This is a genomic window from Methylobacterium sp. CM6241 (assembly GCF_054817845.1).
The window spans coordinates 2,481,241-2,501,021 of the sequence record NZ_CM139246.1 but is presented as its reverse complement, the minus strand read 5'-3'; the positions used below and the strand labels follow the sequence as shown (position 1 = coordinate 2,501,021).

At 65.2% G+C, this 19,781-nt stretch carries 20 protein-coding genes; 13 read left to right on the top strand and 7 right to left on the bottom strand.

Annotation, left to right across the window (positions count from 1 at the left end; all coding sequences use genetic code 11):
* The first annotated feature begins 60 nt into the window (after positions 1-60).
* Both ACYQR9_RS11560 and ACYQR9_RS11555 read left to right on the top strand, forming a co-directional pair.
* Entirely contained in the window at positions 61-285 is a 225-nt protein-coding gene (locus tag ACYQR9_RS11560; RefSeq protein ID WP_207410779.1) for a putative signal transducing protein, read from the top strand.
* Positions 278-1,048, top strand: a complete 771-nt coding sequence (locus ACYQR9_RS11555; RefSeq protein WP_461229644.1) for a tRNA1(Val) (adenine(37)-N6)-methyltransferase — start codon at positions 278-280, stop codon at positions 1,046-1,048. Before ACYQR9_RS11560 ends, ACYQR9_RS11555 begins: the two co-directional genes overlap by 8 nt.
* A gap of 62 nt (positions 1,049-1,110) precedes the next feature.
* On the opposite strand, the gene ACYQR9_RS11550 is transcribed toward ACYQR9_RS11555, so the two are convergent.
* Positions 1,111-1,494: a hypothetical protein gene (locus ACYQR9_RS11550; RefSeq protein ID WP_207410721.1), complete on the bottom strand. Its 384-nt coding sequence runs from the start codon at positions 1,492-1,494 to the stop codon at positions 1,111-1,113.
* Between the two features lie 200 nt (positions 1,495-1,694).
* Between ACYQR9_RS11550 and ACYQR9_RS11545 the strand changes: the two genes are divergently transcribed.
* The gene (locus ACYQR9_RS11545; protein ID WP_461229643.1) at positions 1,695-2,561 is read left to right on the top strand and encodes a S49 family peptidase; all 867 of its coding nucleotides are present in this window, start codon (positions 1,695-1,697) and stop codon (positions 2,559-2,561) included.
* Positions 2,562-2,565: 4 nt separating this feature from the next.
* Here ACYQR9_RS11545 and ACYQR9_RS11540 read toward each other — a convergent pair whose 3' ends face one another.
* Positions 2,566-2,820, bottom strand: coding sequence for a hypothetical protein (locus ACYQR9_RS11540; protein WP_207410723.1), 255 nt, complete (start codon positions 2,818-2,820; stop codon positions 2,566-2,568).
* Positions 2,821-3,035: 215 nt separating this feature from the next.
* On the opposite strand from ACYQR9_RS11540, the gene ACYQR9_RS11535 reads away from it, so the two are divergent.
* The 3 genes from ACYQR9_RS11535 to ACYQR9_RS11525 all read left to right on the top strand — a co-directional run bounded on the left by ACYQR9_RS11535 (position 3,036) and on the right by ACYQR9_RS11525 (position 6,976).
* Positions 3,036-3,983 carry a glycine--tRNA ligase subunit alpha gene (locus ACYQR9_RS11535; protein WP_461229642.1) on the top strand — a complete coding sequence of 316 codons (948 nt, stop codon included), beginning with the start codon at positions 3,036-3,038 and terminating at the stop codon, positions 3,981-3,983.
* Between the two features lie 150 nt (positions 3,984-4,133).
* A complete protein-coding gene (gene glyS / locus ACYQR9_RS11530) occupies positions 4,134-6,632 on the top strand; it encodes a glycine--tRNA ligase subunit beta (RefSeq protein WP_461229641.1) in 2,499 nt (832 codons plus the stop codon).
* A gap of 104 nt (positions 6,633-6,736) precedes the next feature.
* The gene (locus ACYQR9_RS11525; protein ID WP_207410726.1) at positions 6,737-6,976 is read left to right on the top strand and encodes a hypothetical protein; all 240 of its coding nucleotides are present in this window, start codon (positions 6,737-6,739) and stop codon (positions 6,974-6,976) included.
* Positions 6,977-7,019: 43 nt separating this feature from the next.
* On the opposite strand, the gene ACYQR9_RS11520 is transcribed toward ACYQR9_RS11525, so the two are convergent.
* The gene (locus ACYQR9_RS11520) at positions 7,020-7,508 is read right to left on the bottom strand and encodes a GNAT family N-acetyltransferase (protein WP_461229639.1); all 489 of its coding nucleotides are present in this window, start codon (positions 7,506-7,508) and stop codon (positions 7,020-7,022) included.
* Positions 7,505-9,073, bottom strand: a complete 1,569-nt coding sequence (locus ACYQR9_RS11515; protein ID WP_461229638.1) for an OpgD/OpgG family glucan biosynthesis protein — start codon at positions 9,071-9,073, stop codon at positions 7,505-7,507. The genes ACYQR9_RS11520 and ACYQR9_RS11515 overlap by 4 nt, the downstream gene beginning before the upstream one ends.
* An 846-nt stretch (positions 9,074-9,919) precedes the next feature.
* Between ACYQR9_RS11515 and ACYQR9_RS11510 the strand changes: the two genes are divergently transcribed.
* Together ACYQR9_RS11510 and ACYQR9_RS11505 are read left to right on the top strand one after the other, a co-directional pair.
* Complete coding sequence (locus ACYQR9_RS11510; protein WP_461229637.1) at positions 9,920-11,086, top strand: type III PLP-dependent enzyme; 1,167 nt, start codon at positions 9,920-9,922, stop codon at positions 11,084-11,086.
* A 139-nt stretch (positions 11,087-11,225) separates the two neighbouring features.
* On the top strand, positions 11,226-11,771 hold the full coding sequence (locus ACYQR9_RS11505) for a GNAT family N-acetyltransferase (protein ID WP_311275362.1): 546 nt from the start codon (positions 11,226-11,228) through the stop codon (positions 11,769-11,771).
* Between the two features lie 3 nt (positions 11,772-11,774).
* Here the strand turns inward: ACYQR9_RS11505 and ACYQR9_RS11500 are convergent, their stop codons facing one another.
* On the bottom strand, positions 11,775-11,942 hold the full coding sequence (locus ACYQR9_RS11500; protein WP_200919145.1) for a hypothetical protein: 168 nt from the start codon (positions 11,940-11,942) through the stop codon (positions 11,775-11,777).
* 328 nt (positions 11,943-12,270) lie between these two features.
* Between ACYQR9_RS11500 and ACYQR9_RS11495 the strand changes: the two genes are divergently transcribed.
* From ACYQR9_RS11495 to ACYQR9_RS11475, 5 genes are all read left to right on the top strand, one after another.
* A complete protein-coding gene (locus ACYQR9_RS11495) occupies positions 12,271-13,716 on the top strand; it encodes a homospermidine synthase (protein ID WP_461229636.1) in 1,446 nt (481 codons plus the stop codon).
* Positions 13,717-13,941: 225 nt separating this feature from the next.
* A complete protein-coding gene (locus ACYQR9_RS11490; protein ID WP_461229635.1) occupies positions 13,942-14,322 on the top strand; it encodes a Uma2 family endonuclease in 381 nt (126 codons plus the stop codon).
* 35 nt (positions 14,323-14,357) lie between these two features.
* Complete coding sequence (locus ACYQR9_RS11485) at positions 14,358-14,699, top strand: hypothetical protein (RefSeq protein ID WP_056429987.1); 342 nt, start codon at positions 14,358-14,360, stop codon at positions 14,697-14,699.
* 134 nt (positions 14,700-14,833) lie between these two features.
* Positions 14,834-15,673, top strand: coding sequence for a DUF1206 domain-containing protein (locus ACYQR9_RS11480; RefSeq protein ID WP_461229634.1), 840 nt, complete (start codon positions 14,834-14,836; stop codon positions 15,671-15,673).
* 76 nt (positions 15,674-15,749) lie between these two features.
* A complete protein-coding gene (locus ACYQR9_RS11475; protein WP_461229633.1) occupies positions 15,750-17,717 on the top strand; it encodes an SDR family NAD(P)-dependent oxidoreductase in 1,968 nt (655 codons plus the stop codon).
* On the opposite strand, the gene ACYQR9_RS11470 is transcribed toward ACYQR9_RS11475, so the two are convergent.
* Both ACYQR9_RS11470 and ACYQR9_RS11465 read right to left on the bottom strand, forming a co-directional pair.
* The gene (locus tag ACYQR9_RS11470) at positions 17,714-18,643 is read right to left on the bottom strand and encodes an NAD-dependent epimerase/dehydratase family protein (RefSeq protein ID WP_461229632.1); all 930 of its coding nucleotides are present in this window, start codon (positions 18,641-18,643) and stop codon (positions 17,714-17,716) included. The genes ACYQR9_RS11475 and ACYQR9_RS11470 overlap by 4 nt on opposite strands.
* The gene (locus tag ACYQR9_RS11465; protein ID WP_461229631.1) at positions 18,640-19,650 is read right to left on the bottom strand and encodes an MraY family glycosyltransferase; all 1,011 of its coding nucleotides are present in this window, start codon (positions 19,648-19,650) and stop codon (positions 18,640-18,642) included. Before ACYQR9_RS11465 ends, ACYQR9_RS11470 begins: the two co-directional genes overlap by 4 nt.
* Positions 19,651-19,781: the final 131 nt, after the last annotated feature.

Sequence of the window (19,781 nt, the reverse complement as noted above, 5' to 3'; positions counted from 1 at the left end):
GCGTTTCTCGCTGTATACAAAGGGTGGCGGCAGGGAGCCGCCGATGGGGCGGGTGGACGCATGCGAGAACTCATCCGGAGCAACGACATCGTCCTGATGGGCTTTGCCGAGTCGCTCCTTCAGGGGGCGGAGATTCCGGTTCTCGTCGCCGACATCCACATGAGCCTGCTGGAAGGTTCGATCGGCGCTTTCGCACGAAGGCTTCTCGTGCCCGACGACCATGCGACCGAAGCGCGCCGTCTTCTCGAGGATGCCGGCCTCGCGCACGAACTGCGCGATGCGTGAACCGGGTGACGAGCAGGCGGAGACTGTGCCGGATCTCTGGCTCGGCGGACGTCTTCGCCTGTATCAGCCGCCGCGAGGCGCCCACCGCGCGGGGACGGATGCGGCATTACTGAGCCGGTTGGTGCGACCGAAGCCGGATTCCACGATCGTCGATGTCGGTGCGGCAAGCGGAGCGGTGGGTCTCGCGGCGGCGCTAGAGGAACCGAGCGCCAGGATCGTCCTGGTGGAGAGAGACGCGGACCTCGTTCGTCTCGCCCGCAGGAATATCGAGGAGAACGGACTTCAGGGTCGGGCGGTCGTCATCGCCGCGGACGTCTTCTCGGTCGAAGCCCGCCGGGCGGCCGGGCTCGGACCCGAGATGGCCGACATCGTGCTTACCAACCCTCCCTTCTTCGAGGTGGAGCGTCACAGGCCATCGCCCGTCGCGGGGAAAGCTTCGGCCCATACCTTCGCGGAGGGCGGGCTTGAACCCTGGCTGAAGGCCTGCCTCGATGTGCTGAAGCCCGGAGGGACGCTTGGCCTGATCCATCGCGCCGATGCCCTGCCCGACTGCCTCGCCGCCATGAGGAGGCGCTTCGGAGGGATCATGGTTCGACCGGTCCATGCGCGAGCGGGGCGGCCCGCGATTCGTGTTCTAATCACGGGCATCAAGGGAAGCCGCGCGCCTTTTTCGCTGGCGCCGCCGCTCATCGTGCATGGCGAGGACGGCGTGATGACGCCGGAGGCCGACGCTATCCATCGCGGGCAGCCCTGGCCGGCTTGAACAAGGCGACGGCGGGGGCCTATGCCCCCGCCGCCAGGCGATACGGCACTCTCGCTGAAGCGTCAGTAGAACCGGCGCCAATGGTGGTGGCGGTGGTGCCAATGCCGGCGGTGCCAGTGGTGACGATGCCAATGATGACGGCGATGCCAGTAGGGCCGGCGCCATCCATAGGCGGGACGGTGGTAGCCGTAGACTGGGCGGTAGAAATGTGGCCGCCAATAATGCCGCCTGTAGCCGTAATGCGGCCGGTGCCAGACGTGACGACGATGCCAGTGATGGCGGCGATGCCAGCGGTGACGGTGCCAATGGGCCTGCGCCACAAGCGGCGTTGCGGCAGCTCCCTCGATGGCGGTGACGGGCAGTGGAGCGGCGCGCGCCTGGTTCAAGGAACCATAGGTCCCGCCCAATACCCCCATCAGAACGACCATCCACGTCGCGATACGCATGATGCTCTGTCTCCCTCCTCTTGTCCGGGCGTCGCCCGGTGGCCTCCGCGCTGCGGCACCGTGCTGCAACCCAGGCAGAGAAAAACGGCGAAGCCTGTAAATCGGTTCGGTCATCTCCATTTCGTGACTGTTGCCGGGTGGGGAGATGTCGCTCGTTCCCCGATCCAGGTGGCCCAGAACTTTCCAGCGAGACGAGACTGATGTCCCTTCCCCTGCCACGCTTCCTCCACCCGATCCTCCCCAAGGCGTGGCGTGGCCGCAAACCGACCGTGGCGGTTATCCGTCTCAGCGGCGTCATCGGTGCCGTCTCACCGTTGCGGTCCGGCCTTTCCATGGCCACCGTGGCCTCGAGCCTGGAGAGCGGCTTTGGAATGACCGGCATCTCGGCGGTGGCGCTGGTCATCAACTCGCCCGGAGGATCACCGGCCCAGTCCCACCTCATCCACCGCCGCATCCGCGCGCTGTCGATCGAGAAGAGGGTGCCCGTCTACGCCTTCGTGGAGGATGTTGCGGCCTCCGGCGGCTACATGATCGCCTGCGCGGCGGACGAGATCATCGCCGATCCGACATCGTTGATCGGTTCGATCGGGGTGGTCTCGGCGGGGTTCGGCTTCGACAAGCTCATCGAGCGGATCGGTATCGAGCGCAGGGTCCACACTCAGGGCGAAGCCAAGGCGATGCTGGACCCGTTTCGCCCGGAGAACCCGGAAGACATCGTGCGGCTGAAGGCGATCCAGGCGGATGTGCAGGATCTGTTCACCACGCTCGTGTCCGAGAGGCGTCCCGCGGTTCGAGCTAGCAGCGACAACCTCTTCACCGGCGCGGTCTGGACCGGGCGGCAGGCGCTGCCGTTGGGCCTCATCGATGGCCTGGGTGATGCCCGCTCGACGTTGCGGGCGCGGTTCGGGGACGACGTCGTGCTGAAAGTCGTGGCCGAGAAGCAGGGGTCGCTCGTGAGCAGGCTCCTGCGCCGGGCCGTTCCGGGCTCTACGGTCGTCGACGGCCTTGCCGCCGACGCCCTCGCGGCGGTCGAAGAGCGGGCGGCCTGGGCTCGCTACGGGTTGTGAGATCTCAGCGAGTCGCGATGGTGCAGGCCGAGGACGGCGCGCCGTAGCCGGAATACACCACGCGCACTTTGCGGGTGCAGGTCTCGGGCAAAGCAGGAGCAGGCACGCTAGCGACTTCGATCGGCGTCACCAGAGCGGGCATGGCGACGAGATCGGTCTTGTCCGTGGTGGCCAGCGCATTCGATGCCCCCATGACGAAGGGCGTTGCGGTCAGGGAAGCTGCAATGAGAGCCGCGAAGACAGTGAACGACTTGCGCATGGTCCGGTTTCCGCAATGTTCGCCGGTCGGTTGCGACCGGGCTGATCCCTTGATTTGTGCTAAGAACTTAGATCAAGCGAGACAGTTCCGGACGTAATGGCAATCGTGGCGGAAATGTGTGCCGCCGCGCACCCGCGTGGGTGCGGGGCTTCGGCTTGACAGCGCGGGTACGCCTCTTAAACGCTGGCCGCTTTCCCGCTTACCGGAAGCTAGCCATGTCGAGCGCACAAGCCCTGCCGAGCGCTGTCGATCTCGCCCCCAAGACCTCCTTCCAAGGCTTGATTCTCACCCTGCAGAATTTCTGGGCGGCGCAGGGCTGCGTGATCCTCCAGCCCTACGACATGGAGGTGGGCGCCGGCACGTTTCATCCGGCGACGACCCTGCGCGCCCTCGGGCCGAAGCCTTGGAAGGCGGCCTATGTCCAGCCTTCCCGCCGGCCGAAGGACGGGCGCTACGGCGAGAACCCCAACCGGCTGCAGCATTATTACCAGTTCCAGGTCATCCTGAAGCCGAACCCGCCGAACCTGCAGGAGCTCTACCTCGCCTCCCTCGACGCCATTGGTGTCGACCTGAAGCTGCACGACATCCGCTTCGTCGAGGACGATTGGGAGAGCCCGACATTGGGCGCCTGGGGCCTCGGCTGGGAGTGCTGGTGCGACGGCATGGAGGTGAGTCAGTTCACCTATTTCCAGCAGGTCGCCGGTGTGGAATGCGCTCCGGTGGCGGGCGAACTGACCTACGGGCTCGAGCGGCTGGCCATGTATGTGCAGGGCGTCGAGAACGTCTACGACCTCAATTTCAATGGCGGTGCGGGCGACGAGAAGGTCACCTACGGTGATGTCTTCCTCCAGGCCGAGCAGGAATACTCGCGCCACAATTTCGAGGCGGCGGATACCGCGATGTTGTTCCGCCAGTTCACCGACGCGGAGAAGGCCTGCCGCACCTATCTGGATGTGGGCGCGCCGGCGGAAGATTCGGGAACCCACCGGATGGTCCAGCCTGCCTACGACCAGTGCATCAAAGCGAGCCACGTCTTCAATCTGCTCGACGCTCGCGGCGTCATTTCGGTGACCGAGCGCCAGAGCTATATCCTGCGCGTGCGCGAATTGGCCAAGGCCTGCGGGGCCGCCTGGCTGAAGACGGCGGGCGGCGGAGCGGGTTGAGTTGCGGCACTGCTGCCCTTGCACGACTTCAGGCGCCCGGCATCCTCTTCGTGACATGCCCGGTCATTCTCTTACCTTCGCATGATGATCGTCGGGCGCGCCCTTGGCGCCGACGACATCCCGGAACAACATCTCGGACGCCCGCTCCCCATGCCTGATCTTCTCCTCGAACTGCGCTCCGAAGAGATTCCTGCCCGCATGCAGCGGCGTGCCGCGGAGGATCTGAAGAAGCTCGTCACCGACGCATTGGTGGAGCGCGGCTTCCTCTACGAGGGAGCGAAGGCCTTCTCGACCCCGCGCCGTCTGGCATTGCACGTGGCGGGCCTCCCGCCACGCGGGAAGGACGTCCGCGAGGAACGCAAAGGGCCCCGCGTCGGCGCGCCGGACGGAGCAATTCAGGGATTTCTCAAGAGCGCCGGTCTCGCGAGTCTCGATCAGGCGACCATCGTCACCGATCCGAAAAAGGGCGAGTTCTATGTCGCCGTGATCGAGCGGGCCGGCCGCGAGACGCTCGACGTGCTGGCCGAGATCCTGCCCGCCATCATCAAGAGCTTCCCCTGGCCGAAATCCATGCGCTGGGGCGCAGCGTCTTCCCAGCCGGGGAGCCTGCGCTGGGTGCGGCCGCTGCAATCCATCGTGGCGACCTTCGGCCCCGAGACCGAGACGCCCGAGACCGTACCGTTCTCGGTGGACGGAATCACCGCCGGCACCACCACCTACGGACACCGGTTCCTCGCGCCCGAGGCCATCGAGGTGCGGCGGTTCGACGATTACATCCAGGCGTTGGAGCGCGCCAAGGTAGTGCTCGACCCGGATCGGCGCAAGGACATCATCCTGCACGATGCGCGTGACCTGGCCTTCGCGCGCGGTCTCGAACTCGTGGAAGACGAGGGCCTGCTCGACGAGGTCGCCGGCTTGGTCGAATGGCCCGTCGTGCTGCTCGGCACCTTCGATCCGAGCTTCCTCGACATCCCGGCCGAGGCGATCCGTGCCACCATCCGCGCCAACCAGAAGTGCTTCGTGCTGCGTGAAACGGGCACCGACACGCTGGCTCCCGCCTTCATCCTGGTCTCGAACCTGATCGCCAGCGATGGCGGCCTCGCGATCACCGGCGGCAACGAGCGCGTGGTGCGCGCCCGCCTCTCGGACGCGAAGTTCTTCTGGGAGACCGACAAGGCGATCAGTCTCGAAGACCGTCTGCCGAAGCTCGACAGCATCGTCTTCCATGAAAAGCTCGGAACCCAGGGCGAGCGGGTGAAGCGCATTGCCTCGCTGGCGCGCGAACTGGCGCCGTTGGTCGGTGCCGACCCGGACCTCGCCGAGCGGGCCGCCCACCTCGCCAAGGCCGATCTCGTCACCGAAATGGTCGGCGAGTTCCCGGAACTACAGGGATTGATGGGTCGGAAGTATGCGGCGCTCCAGGGCGAGCATCCGAGCGTCGCCGCAGCTGTCGAGGAGCATTACAAACCGGTCGGGCCGAGTGATCGCGTGCCGTCCGATCCGGTCTCTGTCGCTGTGGCCTTGGCCGACAAGCTCGATACGCTCGTAGGATTTTGGGCAAGCATCGAAAGGCCAACGGGAAGCAAAGATCCGTTCGCTTTGCGCAGAGCAGCTTACGGAGTTGTTAAGATAACTTTGGTGAACAAGCTGCATCTCAATTTGACTAGAGCTATAATTTTTTCAGGATTTTTGTACCTTATCCAGACCGATAAAAATTTAGACTTGAAATTAGAATCGTTCCAAAATGGGAAGAACAATAATTTTCAAGAATTTATTGCTTTGATATTTTCTGGTGCGTTTGCTTGGATTTGGCAAGTGGACCAGGAGCTTGATCTTGATAAGATTTCGCGGTTCTTCTCAGCAAGAAGGGACGGCGAGCACAATATGATCGAGAAACTCGGTTCTGAAGTTGGTAATGCTATACGTTTAATGTCCACTTCATTCGAATCAATAGTATGTATTGCAAGTATAAGATCAAATTTGGGAGGAGAAAGGAAACTATCAAGTATCCTCCAAACAATGCACGCCGAGAGAGAAGATGAAAATAGTGATCTTCGACAGGAAGAAATTATATCTGCCTGTGAAAAAGTTGAGAAAAAACTTGTGATTGCGTCGCGAGAGCTGGAGGGTTTCTTCGCCGACCGCCTGAAGGTCTATCTTCGCGACCAGGGCGCCCGCCACGACCTGATCGACGCCGTCTTCGCCCTGCCCGGCCAGGACGACCTCCTGATGGTCGTGCGTCGGGTCGAGGCGCTGGGCAAGTTCCTCGAGACCGATGACGGTAGGAACCTGCTCGCCGGCTACAAGCGCGCGGCCAACATCCTGCGGATCGAGGAGAAGAAGGACGGGCGCAGCTACGAGGCCGAGCCCGACCGCGTCGCCATCGCCGCCTCCGGCGAGCCGGAGGAGCAGGCTCTGTCCGAGGCGCTGGTGACCGCCCGGGAAGCCGCGTCTGCGGCCGTGGCGGCCGAGGATTTCTCCGGGGCCATGCGCGCTTTGTCGATCCTGCGCGCGCCCGTTGATGCTTTCTTCGAGAAGGTCATCGTCAATGCCGACGATCCGGCCCTGCGTGAGAATCGCCTCGCCTTGCTCAACGCTTTGCGGGCGGCGACCCGGGAGGTCGCAGACTTCTCGAAGATCGAAGGATAGTGCCCGACCCTACCTGCAAAGGGAGAATTTGGCAGGTTGGGGTGCGAAATGGGAACGGTCTAGCTCGTATCGCCGTTGGGCGCATGGTTTTGAAGGAGATTGCCATGCGTCATTCCATGCTTGCCACTGCTGCCCTGCTGACGCTCTTCGGGGTTTCGGCGGTTCAGGCCCAGACCACGATCATCGAGCGCGAGGCGCCCGAGCGCGTCATCGTCGAGCGGCCGGAATCTGAGTCCCGTACCGTGGAGACGCGCGAGACCCGTGACGGCTGCCGCGTGAAGTCTGTCACCCGCGAGAACGAAGTCGGTGACCGCAAGACCGTCACCCGCGAGAACTGCGACTAAGCCCTTCCCGCTCCCTCCCCGATACCGGGGAAGGGGCAACGGCCTACAGAGGCTTCTCGTAGCGCCAGGCTTCCATGCTGTCCTCGTAGTACTCTTCGAGGACAGCGAAGCGCACGTAGCCGTGGCGCTCGTAGAGTCGGATGCCGGCACCGTTATCGGCTCTCACTTCGAGTCGCAGCTTCGTGCATCCATGCGCTCGTGCGTCGTCTTCCGCGGCATCGAGCATGATGCCGCCAAGGCCCTGGCCCGCGCGTGCGGGAGACACCGCGATGGAGGAGAGCCTGCAACTGCGGCTTCCCTTGCGGCGCTCCAGTGTGGCCGCCGCCACCAGGATCGAGCGGTCTTCTGCATCCAGAGCGACCAGCAGCGACATCGACGGAGAGCCGATGGCATGGCGGATCGCCCGCCGTTCCGCCCGGTCTCCCGAAAAAGCCGCGTGTTCCAGAGCGACCAGGGCGTCGAGGTCGCCCAATGTCGCCGGACGGATGGTGACCGGAGCGACCGTCTGCCGTTTGTAGGCTTGGGCGCTCACGCTGTGGTCCAGGGATAGACCCAGGTTTCCGACAATGCTCGACCGCTGGCGCGCAGGAAGGCGCGGAGATCGGTGGATTGGTCCGCCGCGTCGAGGGTGATGTCGATCGCTGCCCGCAACCCTCCGATATGCGGGTTCGGAGTGAGCGATGTGGCGGTGATCCGCCCCTGTGAAGCGCCGGCTACCACCTCCACCTTACTCGGGTCCGAGAGATAATAGGGCAGCTCGCCGCCGGCGAAATCGATGAGGAAGCGGCGGCTCAGCGTCCCTTTCGCCTCCTCCCCCTTGGCGGCACCGCTGGCACTCGTGGCGGCCAGGAAGGTGTTCGCCACATATCCGCCCGGATGCAGTCTGGTGTTCGAACTCCTGGCGCGCACGCGGTACGACATGCGGACCGGTTCGCCGGCCGGATAAGGCTGCCTCGGACGCCAATAGGCGACGATGTTATCGTTGACCTCGGTATCGGTCGGCAGTTCCATCAAGGTCACGGCGCCCTCGCCCCAGTCACCCTCGGGTTCGACGAAGTAGCTCGGCCTCCGACCATAGGACGCTTCGAGATCCTGATAAGATTCGAAAGCGCGATCCCGCTGCATCAGTCCGAACCCCTTCGGATCGCGATCGACGAAGGACGAGATGCGTCGCACCTTCGGATTGTCCAGGGGGCGCCAGAGCCATTCGCCCGATCCGGCCGCGATCTGAAGACCATCGGAATCGTGGAGTTCGGGCCGGTAATCGTCCGAATGGTGCCGGTCGTTCTCGCCGATGAAGAACATCGAGGTGAGCGGTGCGACGCCCACCGATGGGAGCGCAACCCTTGGGATCAGCGTCGAGCGAACGGCGACGCTGGTCTCGTCGCCCGGCTTTACCGTGAAGGCGAAGGCACCGGTCACCGAGGGGCTATCGAGAAGGGCATGAATCAGCAGCGAATCGGCGTTGGTCTCAGGCATCGTCACCCAGAATTCGCGGAAGACCGGGAATTCCTCCGGAGCGCCCTCCCCCTCGACGTTGAGGGCGAGCCCACGGGCGGATAGGCCATACAGCTGATCGCGCCCAAGGAAGCGGTAATAGCTGGCGCCGAGAAACACGATGAGTTCGTCGAGCAGGTTCGGCTTGTTGAGGTAGCTGTGGAAGCGGAGACCAGCGAAGCCGAGATCGACCGGCAGCGGCTTGTCGAGCTTCGTCCGTCCCATGTCGAACAGGCTCGACTGATAGGCGATCGGCGTCGCGATGCCGCGACGCACGAGGTTCACGGTGACGGGCCGGTTATAGAGAAAGCCGACATGGAAGAGCTGCAGCCGGAACGGGCTGTTCTCTCCGCCGAGAAAGGCCTTGTCGGGCTTGAAACGGATGTCACGCCAGGCGTCGTAATCGAGCTTTGCGATGGGAGCCGGAAGGGGCGGTACCCGCGCATCGTAAGCGACCTTGGCAAGCTCCTCGGCGCGGCGCTCCACCTCCTCGAAATCGAAGGGTTTGGGTGCGCGCCCCTCCTGCGCCGTCGACGCTGTGCCGGCGACGGACAGGGCGGCGATACCGGTGAGAAGCGCGCGGCGGGTGGGCTCGGTCATGGTCCTGCGGCTCTGGTCGGTGGTGAGGGACGATCGGGCTTCCCCGCACGGTCCCATCCAGCCCACCTCACCCCGAGGTGCCCATCTGAGCGGGCCTCGTGGGAGCCTCCCAGAGGTCGCAATGCGTGATGGAGCCCTGCCTCGAGGCCTCCGCTACGCTCTGGCACCTCGGGATGAGGCGGTGGATCGGACTGGTTCGATCAGCATGAAAACCGCCTGCTCAATGACCCGTTCGTGACGCCTTGGAAAGGGCCTACCGACCCGGGTGCGCTTTTTGGGTCACATTGAGGCGGTAAGGTCGGGTTTCGGGTGAGAGAAAACCGGTTTTTCCTTGTCGCGGAGACGCATCGAACGTATATGCGCCTTGCCCAATTTCGCACGTGCCTGTGGCCGCGTGTCGGTTGGTGGGCATCCGGCCAACTGCCGGACAGCCGCCAGGGGTCTTAAAGGATCGATGGTCGACAGGGTGGATTCCCTCCGGCCGGCATCCAGGTGGCAACACCGGACCCCGACAACAACCGGCAGCCGGAGGCGAAACCGGCGAACCCCGCTCTCCACGGGGGACGCAGCTTAAAGCAACGACGAACGGGCTTTTTTGGTCTCGTCGGCCCTCCAAAGGCCGGCACCGAAGAGGCTTGTTTCTCTTTGCCCGGCGTGCGGTGGGGATCTCCCTTCCAATCCACGGCAGCTTCCGGGTGCTGATGCGCCCGCGGTCGACGACGTGTCTCCAAAGCACGTCGCGGATCGCGTCGCGTCGCCCCCAGACGCCGGACGGCTCACGGCCGTCCCGATTTCGATAGCGCGCCCCACGAACGGGCGCTCGCGAACCTGTGGGTTGGAACGACCATGACCGATCGTATCCGCGACTTTCTGCGCGCTCGCCGTGACATGGGCCAGGACGAAGGCCCGGTGATGGTCCTCGACCTCGATGTCGTGCGCGACAACTTCACTGCCTTCGCCCGTGCATTGCCCGATACCCGCGTCTTCTATGCCGTGAAGGCGAATCCGGCGCCGGAAGTCTTGCGTCTGCTTGCCGAGATGGGCTCCTGCTTCGACACGGCCTCTGTGGTCGAGGTGGAGATGGCTCTGGCCAGCGGTGCCACCGCCGACCGGATCTCATTCGGCAACACCATCAAGAAAGAGCGCTGCATCACCCGTGCGCTCAAGCTCGGCGTTCGCCTGTTCGCCGTCGATTGTCAGGTCGAGGTCGAGAAGATCGCCCGTGCTGCCGAGGCCGCCGAGGTCGAACTCGGCTCGGTGCAGGTGTTCTGCCGCATTCTCTGCGACGGTGCCGGCGCCGAATGGCCCCTGTCACGCAAGTTCGGCTGCGTGCCGGAGATGGCCGTCGATGTTCTGGAGCATGCCTGCCGCCAGGGACTGCATGCTTACGGCGTGTCGTTCCATGTGGGTTCGCAGCAGGGCAACACCGAAGCCTGGGACGGGGCGCTCGCTTCGGCCTCCACGATCTTCCGTGAATGCGCCGACCGGGGCATCACCCTGTCCATGGTCAATCTCGGCGGCGGCTTCCCCACCAAGTACCTGAAGGCGGTGCCTGGCGTGGAATCCTACGGCGATGCGATCTTCCGCGCCCTCACCAAGCATTTCGGCAACCAGCTGCCGGAGACGATCATCGAGCCCGGTCGCGGCATGGTCGGCAATGCCGGCATGATTGAAGCCGAGGTGATCCTGGTCTCGAAGAAGTCCGATGCCGAGGACGAGATCCGCTGGGTCTATCTCGATATCGGAAAGTTCGGCGGCCTAGCCGAAACCATGGACGAGTCGATCCGTTACGCGATCCGGACGGAGCATGACGAGGACCGCATGGCCCCCTGCGTGCTCGCGGGACCGACCTGTGATTCAGCCGATGTCCTCTACGAGAAGGTGCCCTACCCGCTCCCCGTCTCGCTTTCCATCGGCGACAAGGTGCTGATCGAAGGGGCCGGAGCCTACACCGCCACCTACGCGGCGGTGGCGTTCAACGGCTTCCCCCCCCTTCAGCAATACGTCATCTGACCGCCATATAATCGGAGCTCGGGCGGCTTAACCGCCGCCCGGCAGCGGGCGAGGACGGTTCCATCGCATGTGACTGGTGCGGGATCCGCGCCGTCACGTCAGATGGGTTGACCAGCCAGGACTGGGAAAGGGCACGGCCTTGATCGAGATTCGTGACGAACGGCCGACCGATGTTTCGGCTCGGGAGCAATTGCTCGATACTTGCTTCGGCCCGGCGCGATTCCTCAAGACGTCCGAGCGGCTGCGCGAGGGGCGCCTTCCCGCTCACGGATTGTCACTGACCGCGGAACTGAATGGCCGGATCGTCGGCACCGTCCGTCTCTGGCATGTGGAAGCGGGACGTGGACGGCCTGCCTTGCTTCTGGGGCCGCTCGCGGTCGATCCCTCGCTCCAGGGCCATGGCCTCGGCAGCACTTTGATGTGGGCCTCGATCGGTAAGGCACGCGCCCTCGGTCACGGCGCCATCGTCCTCGTCGGCGATGCGCCGTATTATGCCCGCTTCGGTTTTTCCGGTGATCTCATGAGTGGGCTGTCCATGCCGGGCCCGTTCGAAAGGACGCGGTTGCTCGGTGTCAACCTGCGCAGGGGCGCGCTCGACGGCGCGACCGGCATCCTCTCCGCTTCAGGCATCCTGGATGAGGCTGCCTGTCCGGAGGGATTGGATTCACGACGACAGGCGGCGTGAGCGCTAGACGGCGGTCGTGGTCGTCGCCTGCTCGCAGCGGCGGCGGAAGGCTGCATCGTGCTGGCGGCGAACGGCACGGATGAGAGCCGCCGCGAGGGTGATGACGCCGGGATCGCGATCGATCGGCTCTTCGGCTGGCGCGGGGGTATTGGCGATAAACAAGGATAACATCGGAACTCCGTGATGTGGCGTTCTGGCGTTTCCCGTCCCGTAGGTGTGTCGATGTCGTGTTTGTTGCATTGCAATATCGGCGCGTCGCGGATCATTCGCAACGGTGCCCAACGGGAAGGCGACCCGCGTCTGAATCATGCGTCGACGTAACTTCATGTTAATGATCTTCCCTCGTGGACCACTCGTGGTCCACGTGGCTGAAGCCGGCGATGTGGTTGACCGCACGCCCTCAACCGGCCACTAGCCCGTCGCCTGACCGTCATTTCCGCCGACTAAGGACGTGCCTCGCTCGTGAGTTCGAGCGGGGCCGAGAAGAAGGATTGCCCGCATGACCGAAGCCGCCACCTCCTGGCCCGTCCACGGCCGCATCAGCGGTCCCATCGTGATGATCGGCTTCGGCTCGATCGGCCGCGGGACCCTTCCGCTCATCGAGCGTCATTTCGAATACGACAAGGCGCGCTTCACCGTCGTCGAGCCCTCCGATGCGCATAAGGCCCTGGCCGATCAACATGGCCTCCGCTTCGAGCAGGTGGCGCTGACCAAGGACAATTACCGCGAGATCCTCACGCCCCTCCTCACCGAGGGCGGCGGCCAGGGCTTCTGCGTGAACGTGTCCGTGGACACCTATTCCCGCGCCATCATGGAATTGTGCCGTGAACTCGGCGCCTTCTACATCGACACCGTCGCCGAGCCCTGGCCCGGCTTCTATTTCGACAAGTCCAAGGGCCAGGGCGACCGCACCAACTACGCCCTGCGCCAGGACATCCTCGACGCGCGCGCCGCGAACCCCGGTGGCACCACCGCCGTCTCGTGCTGTGGCGCCAATCCGGGCATGGTCTCGTGGTTCGTGAAGCAGGGACTCCTCAACGTCGCGTCCGATCTCGGCCTGACCACGCCCGAGCCGAAGACCCGTGACCAGTGGGCCGCCCTCATGCGCGAGGTCGGCGTCAAGGGCATTCATATCGCCGAGCGCGACACCCAGCGCGCCAAGGGCCCGAAGCCCATGGGCGTCTTCGTCAACACCTGGTCGGTGGAAGGCTTCGTTTCCGAGGGCAACCAGCCGGCCGAACTCGGCTGGGGAACCCACGAGACCTGGCGCCCGGACAATGCCCGTGATCAGGAGAAAGGCTCGCGCTGCGCGATCTACCTTCTCCAGCCCGGTGCCGACACCCGCGTGCGGTCGTGGACGCCGACGGCCCAGAGCCAGTTCGGCTTCCTCGTGACGCATAACGAGGCGGTTTCGATCTCCGACTATTACACCGTGATGGAGGGCGAGCGCGCTGCCTACCGCCCGACCTGTCACTACGCCTACCACCCCTGCAACGACGCGGTGCTCTCGCTGCACGAGATGTTCGGCAAGGCTGCGGAGGTGCAGGAAAAGCACCACATCCTCGATGAGAACGAGATCGTCGATGGAATCGATGAACTCGGCGTGCTCCTCTACGGCCACGAGAAGAACGCCTATTGGTTCGGCTCCCAGCTCTCCATCGAGGAGACCCGTCGGATCGCGCCGTACCAGAACGCCACCGGCCTTCAGGTCACATCGGCGGTGCTCGCCGGCATGGTCTGGGCGCTGGAGAACCCCGAAGCCGGCATCGTCGAGGCTGACGAGATGGATTTCCGCCGCTGCCTCGAAGTCCAGATGCCGTATCTCGGTCCCGTCGTCGGCGTGTACACCGACTGGACCCCGCTGAGCGGGCGCCCCGGCCTGTTCCCCGAGAACATCGACGAGAGCGACCCCTGGCAGTTCCGGAACGTCCTCGTTCAGAGCTGAATAGACGAACGGAGCGCGGGATCGTACTCCCCGCGCTCCGTGCCCTCTGCTTGGCGCCAAGGGCCAGACCATGATGGGCGAGGACCAACGCCACGTCTTTTCCCAGGCCGCGCTGTGGAGCCCGGGATCCCGCCCGAGCACGACTGCATAGCGGCTTCCTCTGCACGGATGTTGCAGGGTTTCGGCGGGATGCTACCATCCCGTATCCGATCGGGAGCCCCCGCCATGGCCGTCGCCGCGCGCCGCGATACCCGCATGACCGTCGCCGAGTTCCGCCTCTGGGCCGAGCCCCGGCCCGACGAGGAACGCTGGGAACTGATCGACGGCATAGCCCTGCTGATGTCGCCGCCTTCCGCGCGCCACCAGCGCATCGTTTCCAACCTGATCCGACGCCTCGACGAGCTCGCGGAACGCCGGGGCCGCAACGCGCTTCCCGGCCTCGGCGTGCTCAGCGCGGCGATGGACGAGGTCAGGGTCGAGGCCTGGCGCCGGACCGAGGCGGGGAGCTGGACGGTCGAGGCCCTGTACCGTGACGACAGCCTCGACCTTCCCGAACTCGGTGGCGCCGTGCCGGTCGGCGCCCTCTATACCGGACTGCCTCTCTGAGCCTCCCATCGCCCTCGCCGCGTCAGGTCCCGCCCTTGCCCCACTTTGAAGATTTCTACGCCGACAAGCTGCGCGGTTCTCTAGGAGTCACCGATGCGGAATCCGTTCTCGATCTGCGCGGGACGAACCGTCCGACGGCCGAAGCATCCTTGAACGACATGCTGGAGCGCAGTCGCTTCGGCAAAGGCAAGACCGTGGCGATCCGCTTCGATCCCCCGCCGGAAGGCGGCGGAGAGACCCTGTTCCAGCCCGTCGGCAGGCTGTTGCTGGACGCGAAGCGCAAGGGGATCGTCGATCGACTTCAGACACTTCCGGCCGGCGATGGCCTCGGCTTCTATGTTGCGCTCGCCGGCAAGGCGACACGCGCCGGCGACTAGGAGGCTCCGGTCTCGCGCCGGCAAAGAAATGACGGCCATGCCGGAGCGGTCCGAGCCCGAACGGCGTTGGAGGGAACGCGGTCCGTCCGCTCGTCTCCGCCACAGGTCATCGTGAAAGTCTCCTCGTGAAGCGAATGGGCCGCAATACGATCGAGCGTCTCGCCCGCATGGGGTTCGGTGCGAGAGGCATCGTCTATTGCATCGTCGGCGGGCTGGCGCTTCTCGCCGCTCTGGGCCAGGGCGGTCGGGCGGGCGATAGCGAGAGCGCGATCCGGTGGGTCTTCCTCGGACCGTTCGGGGCCATCCTCGTCGGGCTCATAGCGCTGGGACTGTTTTGTTTCGCCGCCTGGAGGTTCGTCGAATCCGTCACCGACGCCGACCGGCACGGCACCTCGGCGAAGGGGCTCGTCGTTCGGCTGGCGCATTTCGGCAGCGGCATCGTGGCTGTCGGCCTCGGCATCACGGCGGCCAGTCTCGCCCTCGGCCTCGGCAGACGCGCCAGCGGCGGCGGAGGATTGCAGGATTGGACCTCGTGGCTGCTGGCCAAGCCATTCGGCCCATGGCTGGTCGGCCTCATCGGCCTGGGCATCATCGGCGGAGGAATCGCCTTCCTGGTGAAGGCCGGGAAGGGCGATGTCACCGACCGGCTCTCTCTCGACGAGGCCCATTGCCGATGGGTCAAGCCGTTGGGTCAGTTCGGATACGCTGCGCGTGGGGTTGCGTTCGTAATCATCGGCGGCTTCGTGCTGGTCGCCGCGTGGTACCAAGCCTCCTCGGAGGTGAAGGGTTTGGCGGGCGCTTTCTCCGCCTTGCGAGCTCAGCCCTACGGTTCCGTCCTTCTTGGCATCGTCGCCGCCGGGCATCTCGCCTTTGGCGTGTATGGCCTGATCCAAGCCTGGTACCGCCACATCGACGCACCGGATCTCGACGAAACCGACGATGCCGTCCTGCGTGCCATGCGCAATCTGAACTGATGTGTAGCCCCGTGGTTCGTGGCGTGCGTTGACAGAGGGGCGTTCCGTCGCCGATACCGCGCCCGGCCCGGAGCCCATGCAGCAGCGCATCTACAAGACAGCGGTGATGGTGGTCCACGATTGCGTGGCGACCGTCCTAGCCGTGACACTCACCTTCGTTTTCCGCTTCAACGGTGAGTTGCTCGCCGAACGCCTCGACGCGCTTCCACTTCTGCTGCCCCCGTTCGTGGCTTTCGCCGCGCTGGTCTACGGTCGGTTCAAGCTCTACCGGACAAAGTGGCGCTTCGCCTCGCTCCCCGACCTCGCCGGAATCGTCAAGGCGGCGAGCGTCCTCGCCCTCACGCTCCTCGTCGTCGACTACGTGCTCGTTTCGGCGGACATGTATGGATTCTACTTTTTCGGAAAGATCGCCATTGCCCTGTACTGGGTGCTGCAGATCTTCCTGTTGGGGGGCACCCGGCTCGCCTTCCGCTACCTGAAATACACGCGTTCGCGGCAGAGCCAGGCTCGCAGCGCCACGACCCCGACGCTGCTGCTCGGGCGTGGCAGGGATATCGAACTTCTGCTTCGCGCCATCGAAGCGGGCTCGGTGCGGCGCCTGTCCCCCAAGGGCATCCTTGCGCCACGCGCAAACGAGACCGGCCAGATCATGCGCGGCGTTCCCATCCTGGGGGCCTTCTCCGACCTCGAGCGAGTCGTCGCTAACCTAGCCAGTGAGGGTACCCCGGTACGCCGCCTCGTCGCCGTTCCCAATGCCCTGACACCGGAGGCGGAGCCCGACGACCTGATCGCCCGCGCCCGCCGACTCGGCCTTCCGTTGTCGCGGGTCACCAGTCTCGGCGAGGGCATGCGCGATGCCGAACTGGCGCCCCTGGAGATCGAGGATCTCCTCTTGCGACCCACCGTCTCCATCGACCGGCCGCGCCTCGAGCGTTTCCTCAATGGGACGCGCGTTATCGTCACGGGTGGCGGGGGTTCCATCGGATCCGAGATTGTCGCCCGGGCCGTGGCCTTCGGCGCAGCATCCGTCCTTGTCGTGGAGAATTCAGAGCCTGCCCTGCATGGCATCCTGAGCCAGCCCGCCATCGCAGCGGCCGATGTCACCGGTGCACTCTGCGATATTCGCGACCGTGAACGTCTGCACGCGGTCTTCGCCGGTTTCCGGCCGGATTACGTGTTCCACGCCGCAGCCCTGAAGCAGGTGCCGTATCTGGAGCGGGACTGGTCGGAGGGCATCAAGACCAACGTCCTCGGTTCCATCAACGTCGCGGATGCGACGGTAGCGGCTCGTGCGCGCGCCATGGTGATGATTTCCACCGACAAGGCGATCGAGCCCGTCTCCCAACTCGGCGTCACCAAGCGCTTCGCCGAGATGGTGGCCCAGGCGCTCGATGCCGAGCAAGCGACCGCGTCGCAGGGCAAGCCGACTCGTCTGATCGCGGTGCGGTTTGGCAACGTGCTCGGCTCGGTCGGTTCGGTGGTGCCAGTGTTCAAGGCGCAGATCGCCCGAGGCGGCCCGGTCACGGTCACCGATTCGGAAATGGTGCGCTACTTCATGACCGTGCGCGAGGCCGCCGACCTCGTTCTGACCGCAGCCTCGCATGGCGACCGCGAGGGACGCTGCCTGTCTCTGACCGCCCCCGAATCCGACCAGCGGGCTGCAGTCTACGTTTTGAAGATGGGTCAGCCCGTGCGCATTCTCGATCTCGCCGAGCGGATGATCCGGCTCGCTGGTTTCGAGCCCGGCGAAGACATCGAGGTGGTCTTCACCGGCTCGCGGCCGGGGGAGCGTTTGAACGAGATCCTGTTCGCCCGCGAGGAGCCGCGTGTCGCGCTCGACGGGATCGACGGTGTCATGGCGGCCAAGCCCGTCTTCGCCGACCGTACCGTCTTGGAGGGTTGGATCGCCGCGCTGAAACTGGCGGTCGCCAATCATGACAGGGCCGCCGCCGATCAGGTGTTCGAAACCGCCATCCCCGATTACCGCAACCGGCCGAAAGCGGTTCCCGTGTCACAACCTGCGCCAATGACCATCCCGGCCTAGGCTGCACCCTCCGTGCGGGCCAGGGCTGTAAGCCCCTGGAATGAGGTCGATTGCGGGGACCAACCCAACGCAGACAGCCCCTTGGATTGCGCCACGAGGTCGCCCGACAGGCGCTCGAAGATCTCCCGCCGACCCGTCATCCGGCAGGCGAGGCCGAACAGGCTCGGCGGACAGGGTACAAGACCGGCGCGGCGGTTGAGGCCGGCGCGTAAGGCCGCGATCATGCCGGGCAAGGTCAAGGCGTCCGGCTCTGCCGCCACCAGCGCCCGGCCAAGCGGTCCTTCGTGACGAAGCACCGTGACGATGGCTGCCGAGAGGTTCTCCACCGAGATCAGGGACCGACGCCCCGTCAGGCTCGCGAGTGGGAGGGGATAGGGCGTTCGCGCGAGCCGCAGGAGCGCGGCCATGTTGCCTTTCACGCCAGCGCCATAGACGAGGACAGGGCGCAGGGCGACCCAGTCGATCCCGATCTCGGCCAAGGCTTCCTCAGCGGCGAGTTTCGAGCGGCCATAGGCGTCGGTGGGATTTGGATGATCGACTTCGGTGACGGTTCCGGCCGCGCTGATGCCGGTCTGTGCCCTGATCGAGGAGAGGAAGACGAAGCGGCCGATACGCGCCTTGGCCGCGGCTTCAGCGAGACGTCGGGTCGCGTCGATGTTCGAGGATCGGTAATCGTCCTCCGGCGTGCCGGACATGGCATGGGCGAGGCCGGCGGAATGGACGATGGCGTCGACGCCAGAAAGTGCCGCCGCCATGTTCATGGGCCGGCTCAAATCGCCCACCACGGCGCCGCTGGCGCCGGGCGGCAACTCGACTGGGCGTCGCAGCAGCACCCGGACCCGGTAACCCTGATTCGCGAGCGAGCGCAGCAGGTGACGGCCGATGAAGCCGGTGGCACCGGTCAGCGCGATGACGTTTCCGCTCAAGCGGCGATTCCTTCTCGCAAGGTCGAGAACCGACGCAGCGTCGCGGCGACCATGGCCGCGCCGGCAGCAAGGGCCGCGAGCGTGACAAGCCGCGACGGCCAAAGCAAGGTGGCGCCCGCCAGGACCGCCAGCGCAGTGTTGAGGACGAAGACCCGCCCGACCACTTCCGTCACCGTGAAGCCGTTCGAGGTGGCGCGCTGGTAGTAATGGCTGCGATGCGCCTTCCAGACCGGCTCGCCCTTGGCCGCACGGCGCAGCAGCGTCAGCGTGGAATCGGCGATGTAGTAGAGCGGAAGAAGGATGGCTGCCGCCAGACCGTGCTGCAGGCCGAGGCGGTAGAGCAGCCACGCCACCAGAAGGCCGATCGGCAGGGAGCCGACATCCCCCAGGAAAAGGCGGGCCACCGGGCGATTGAAGGGTGCAAAGCCGATCAGCGCACCGAGGAGGGACGCGGCCACGAGGGTCGGCAGCGGCGGTATTTCCCCGCCGAGTCCGGCGAGCATCAGCGCGGCCGAGACCGGCACCATGGCCGAGACCGTCATCCAGTCGAGCCCGTCCATGAAGTTCGTCAGGTTCACGAACCAGACTCCGGCCAGGACGGCGAGCGCGCGCTCAGCAATGAGCGGAATCTCGGGTAGGAGCCGTCCCTCCACCGACAGGACGAGGCCGGTCACCGCAAGAGTCTGAAGACCGAGTCTCAACGTGGCCGGCAGCGGCCTAATATCGTCGACTGCACCCACGATGGCGAGGAGCAGCGTCGCATGAGCGAGGACCAGCGCCTCCATCGTCGCTGGCATAGGCTGCATCAGGGATGCCAGGAGCCCACCGGTCGCCAGGATGGCGAGGACGATCGCGATGCCGGCCCCTTGGGGGGTCGGTACGCTGTGGCTCGACCGCGCGTTCGGCCGGGCGAGCGCATAGCGTTGAAGGATCGGTTTGAGCAGCACGATCAGGACCGCGCTGAGGCAGGCGGCCAGCGGTACGGCGACGAGCGGCGCGAAAGGCATTGTCGTGTGAGCGTCCGCTGATGTCGCGAGGTCGTGCGGAGTGCCTACCCGTTTTTGCCGCTGGCGGGGAGAGTGCACCTTTCGGAGAGGCCGCCTCTCCGAGCCGGTTGCATAGGCACCTTCCCCCGAAA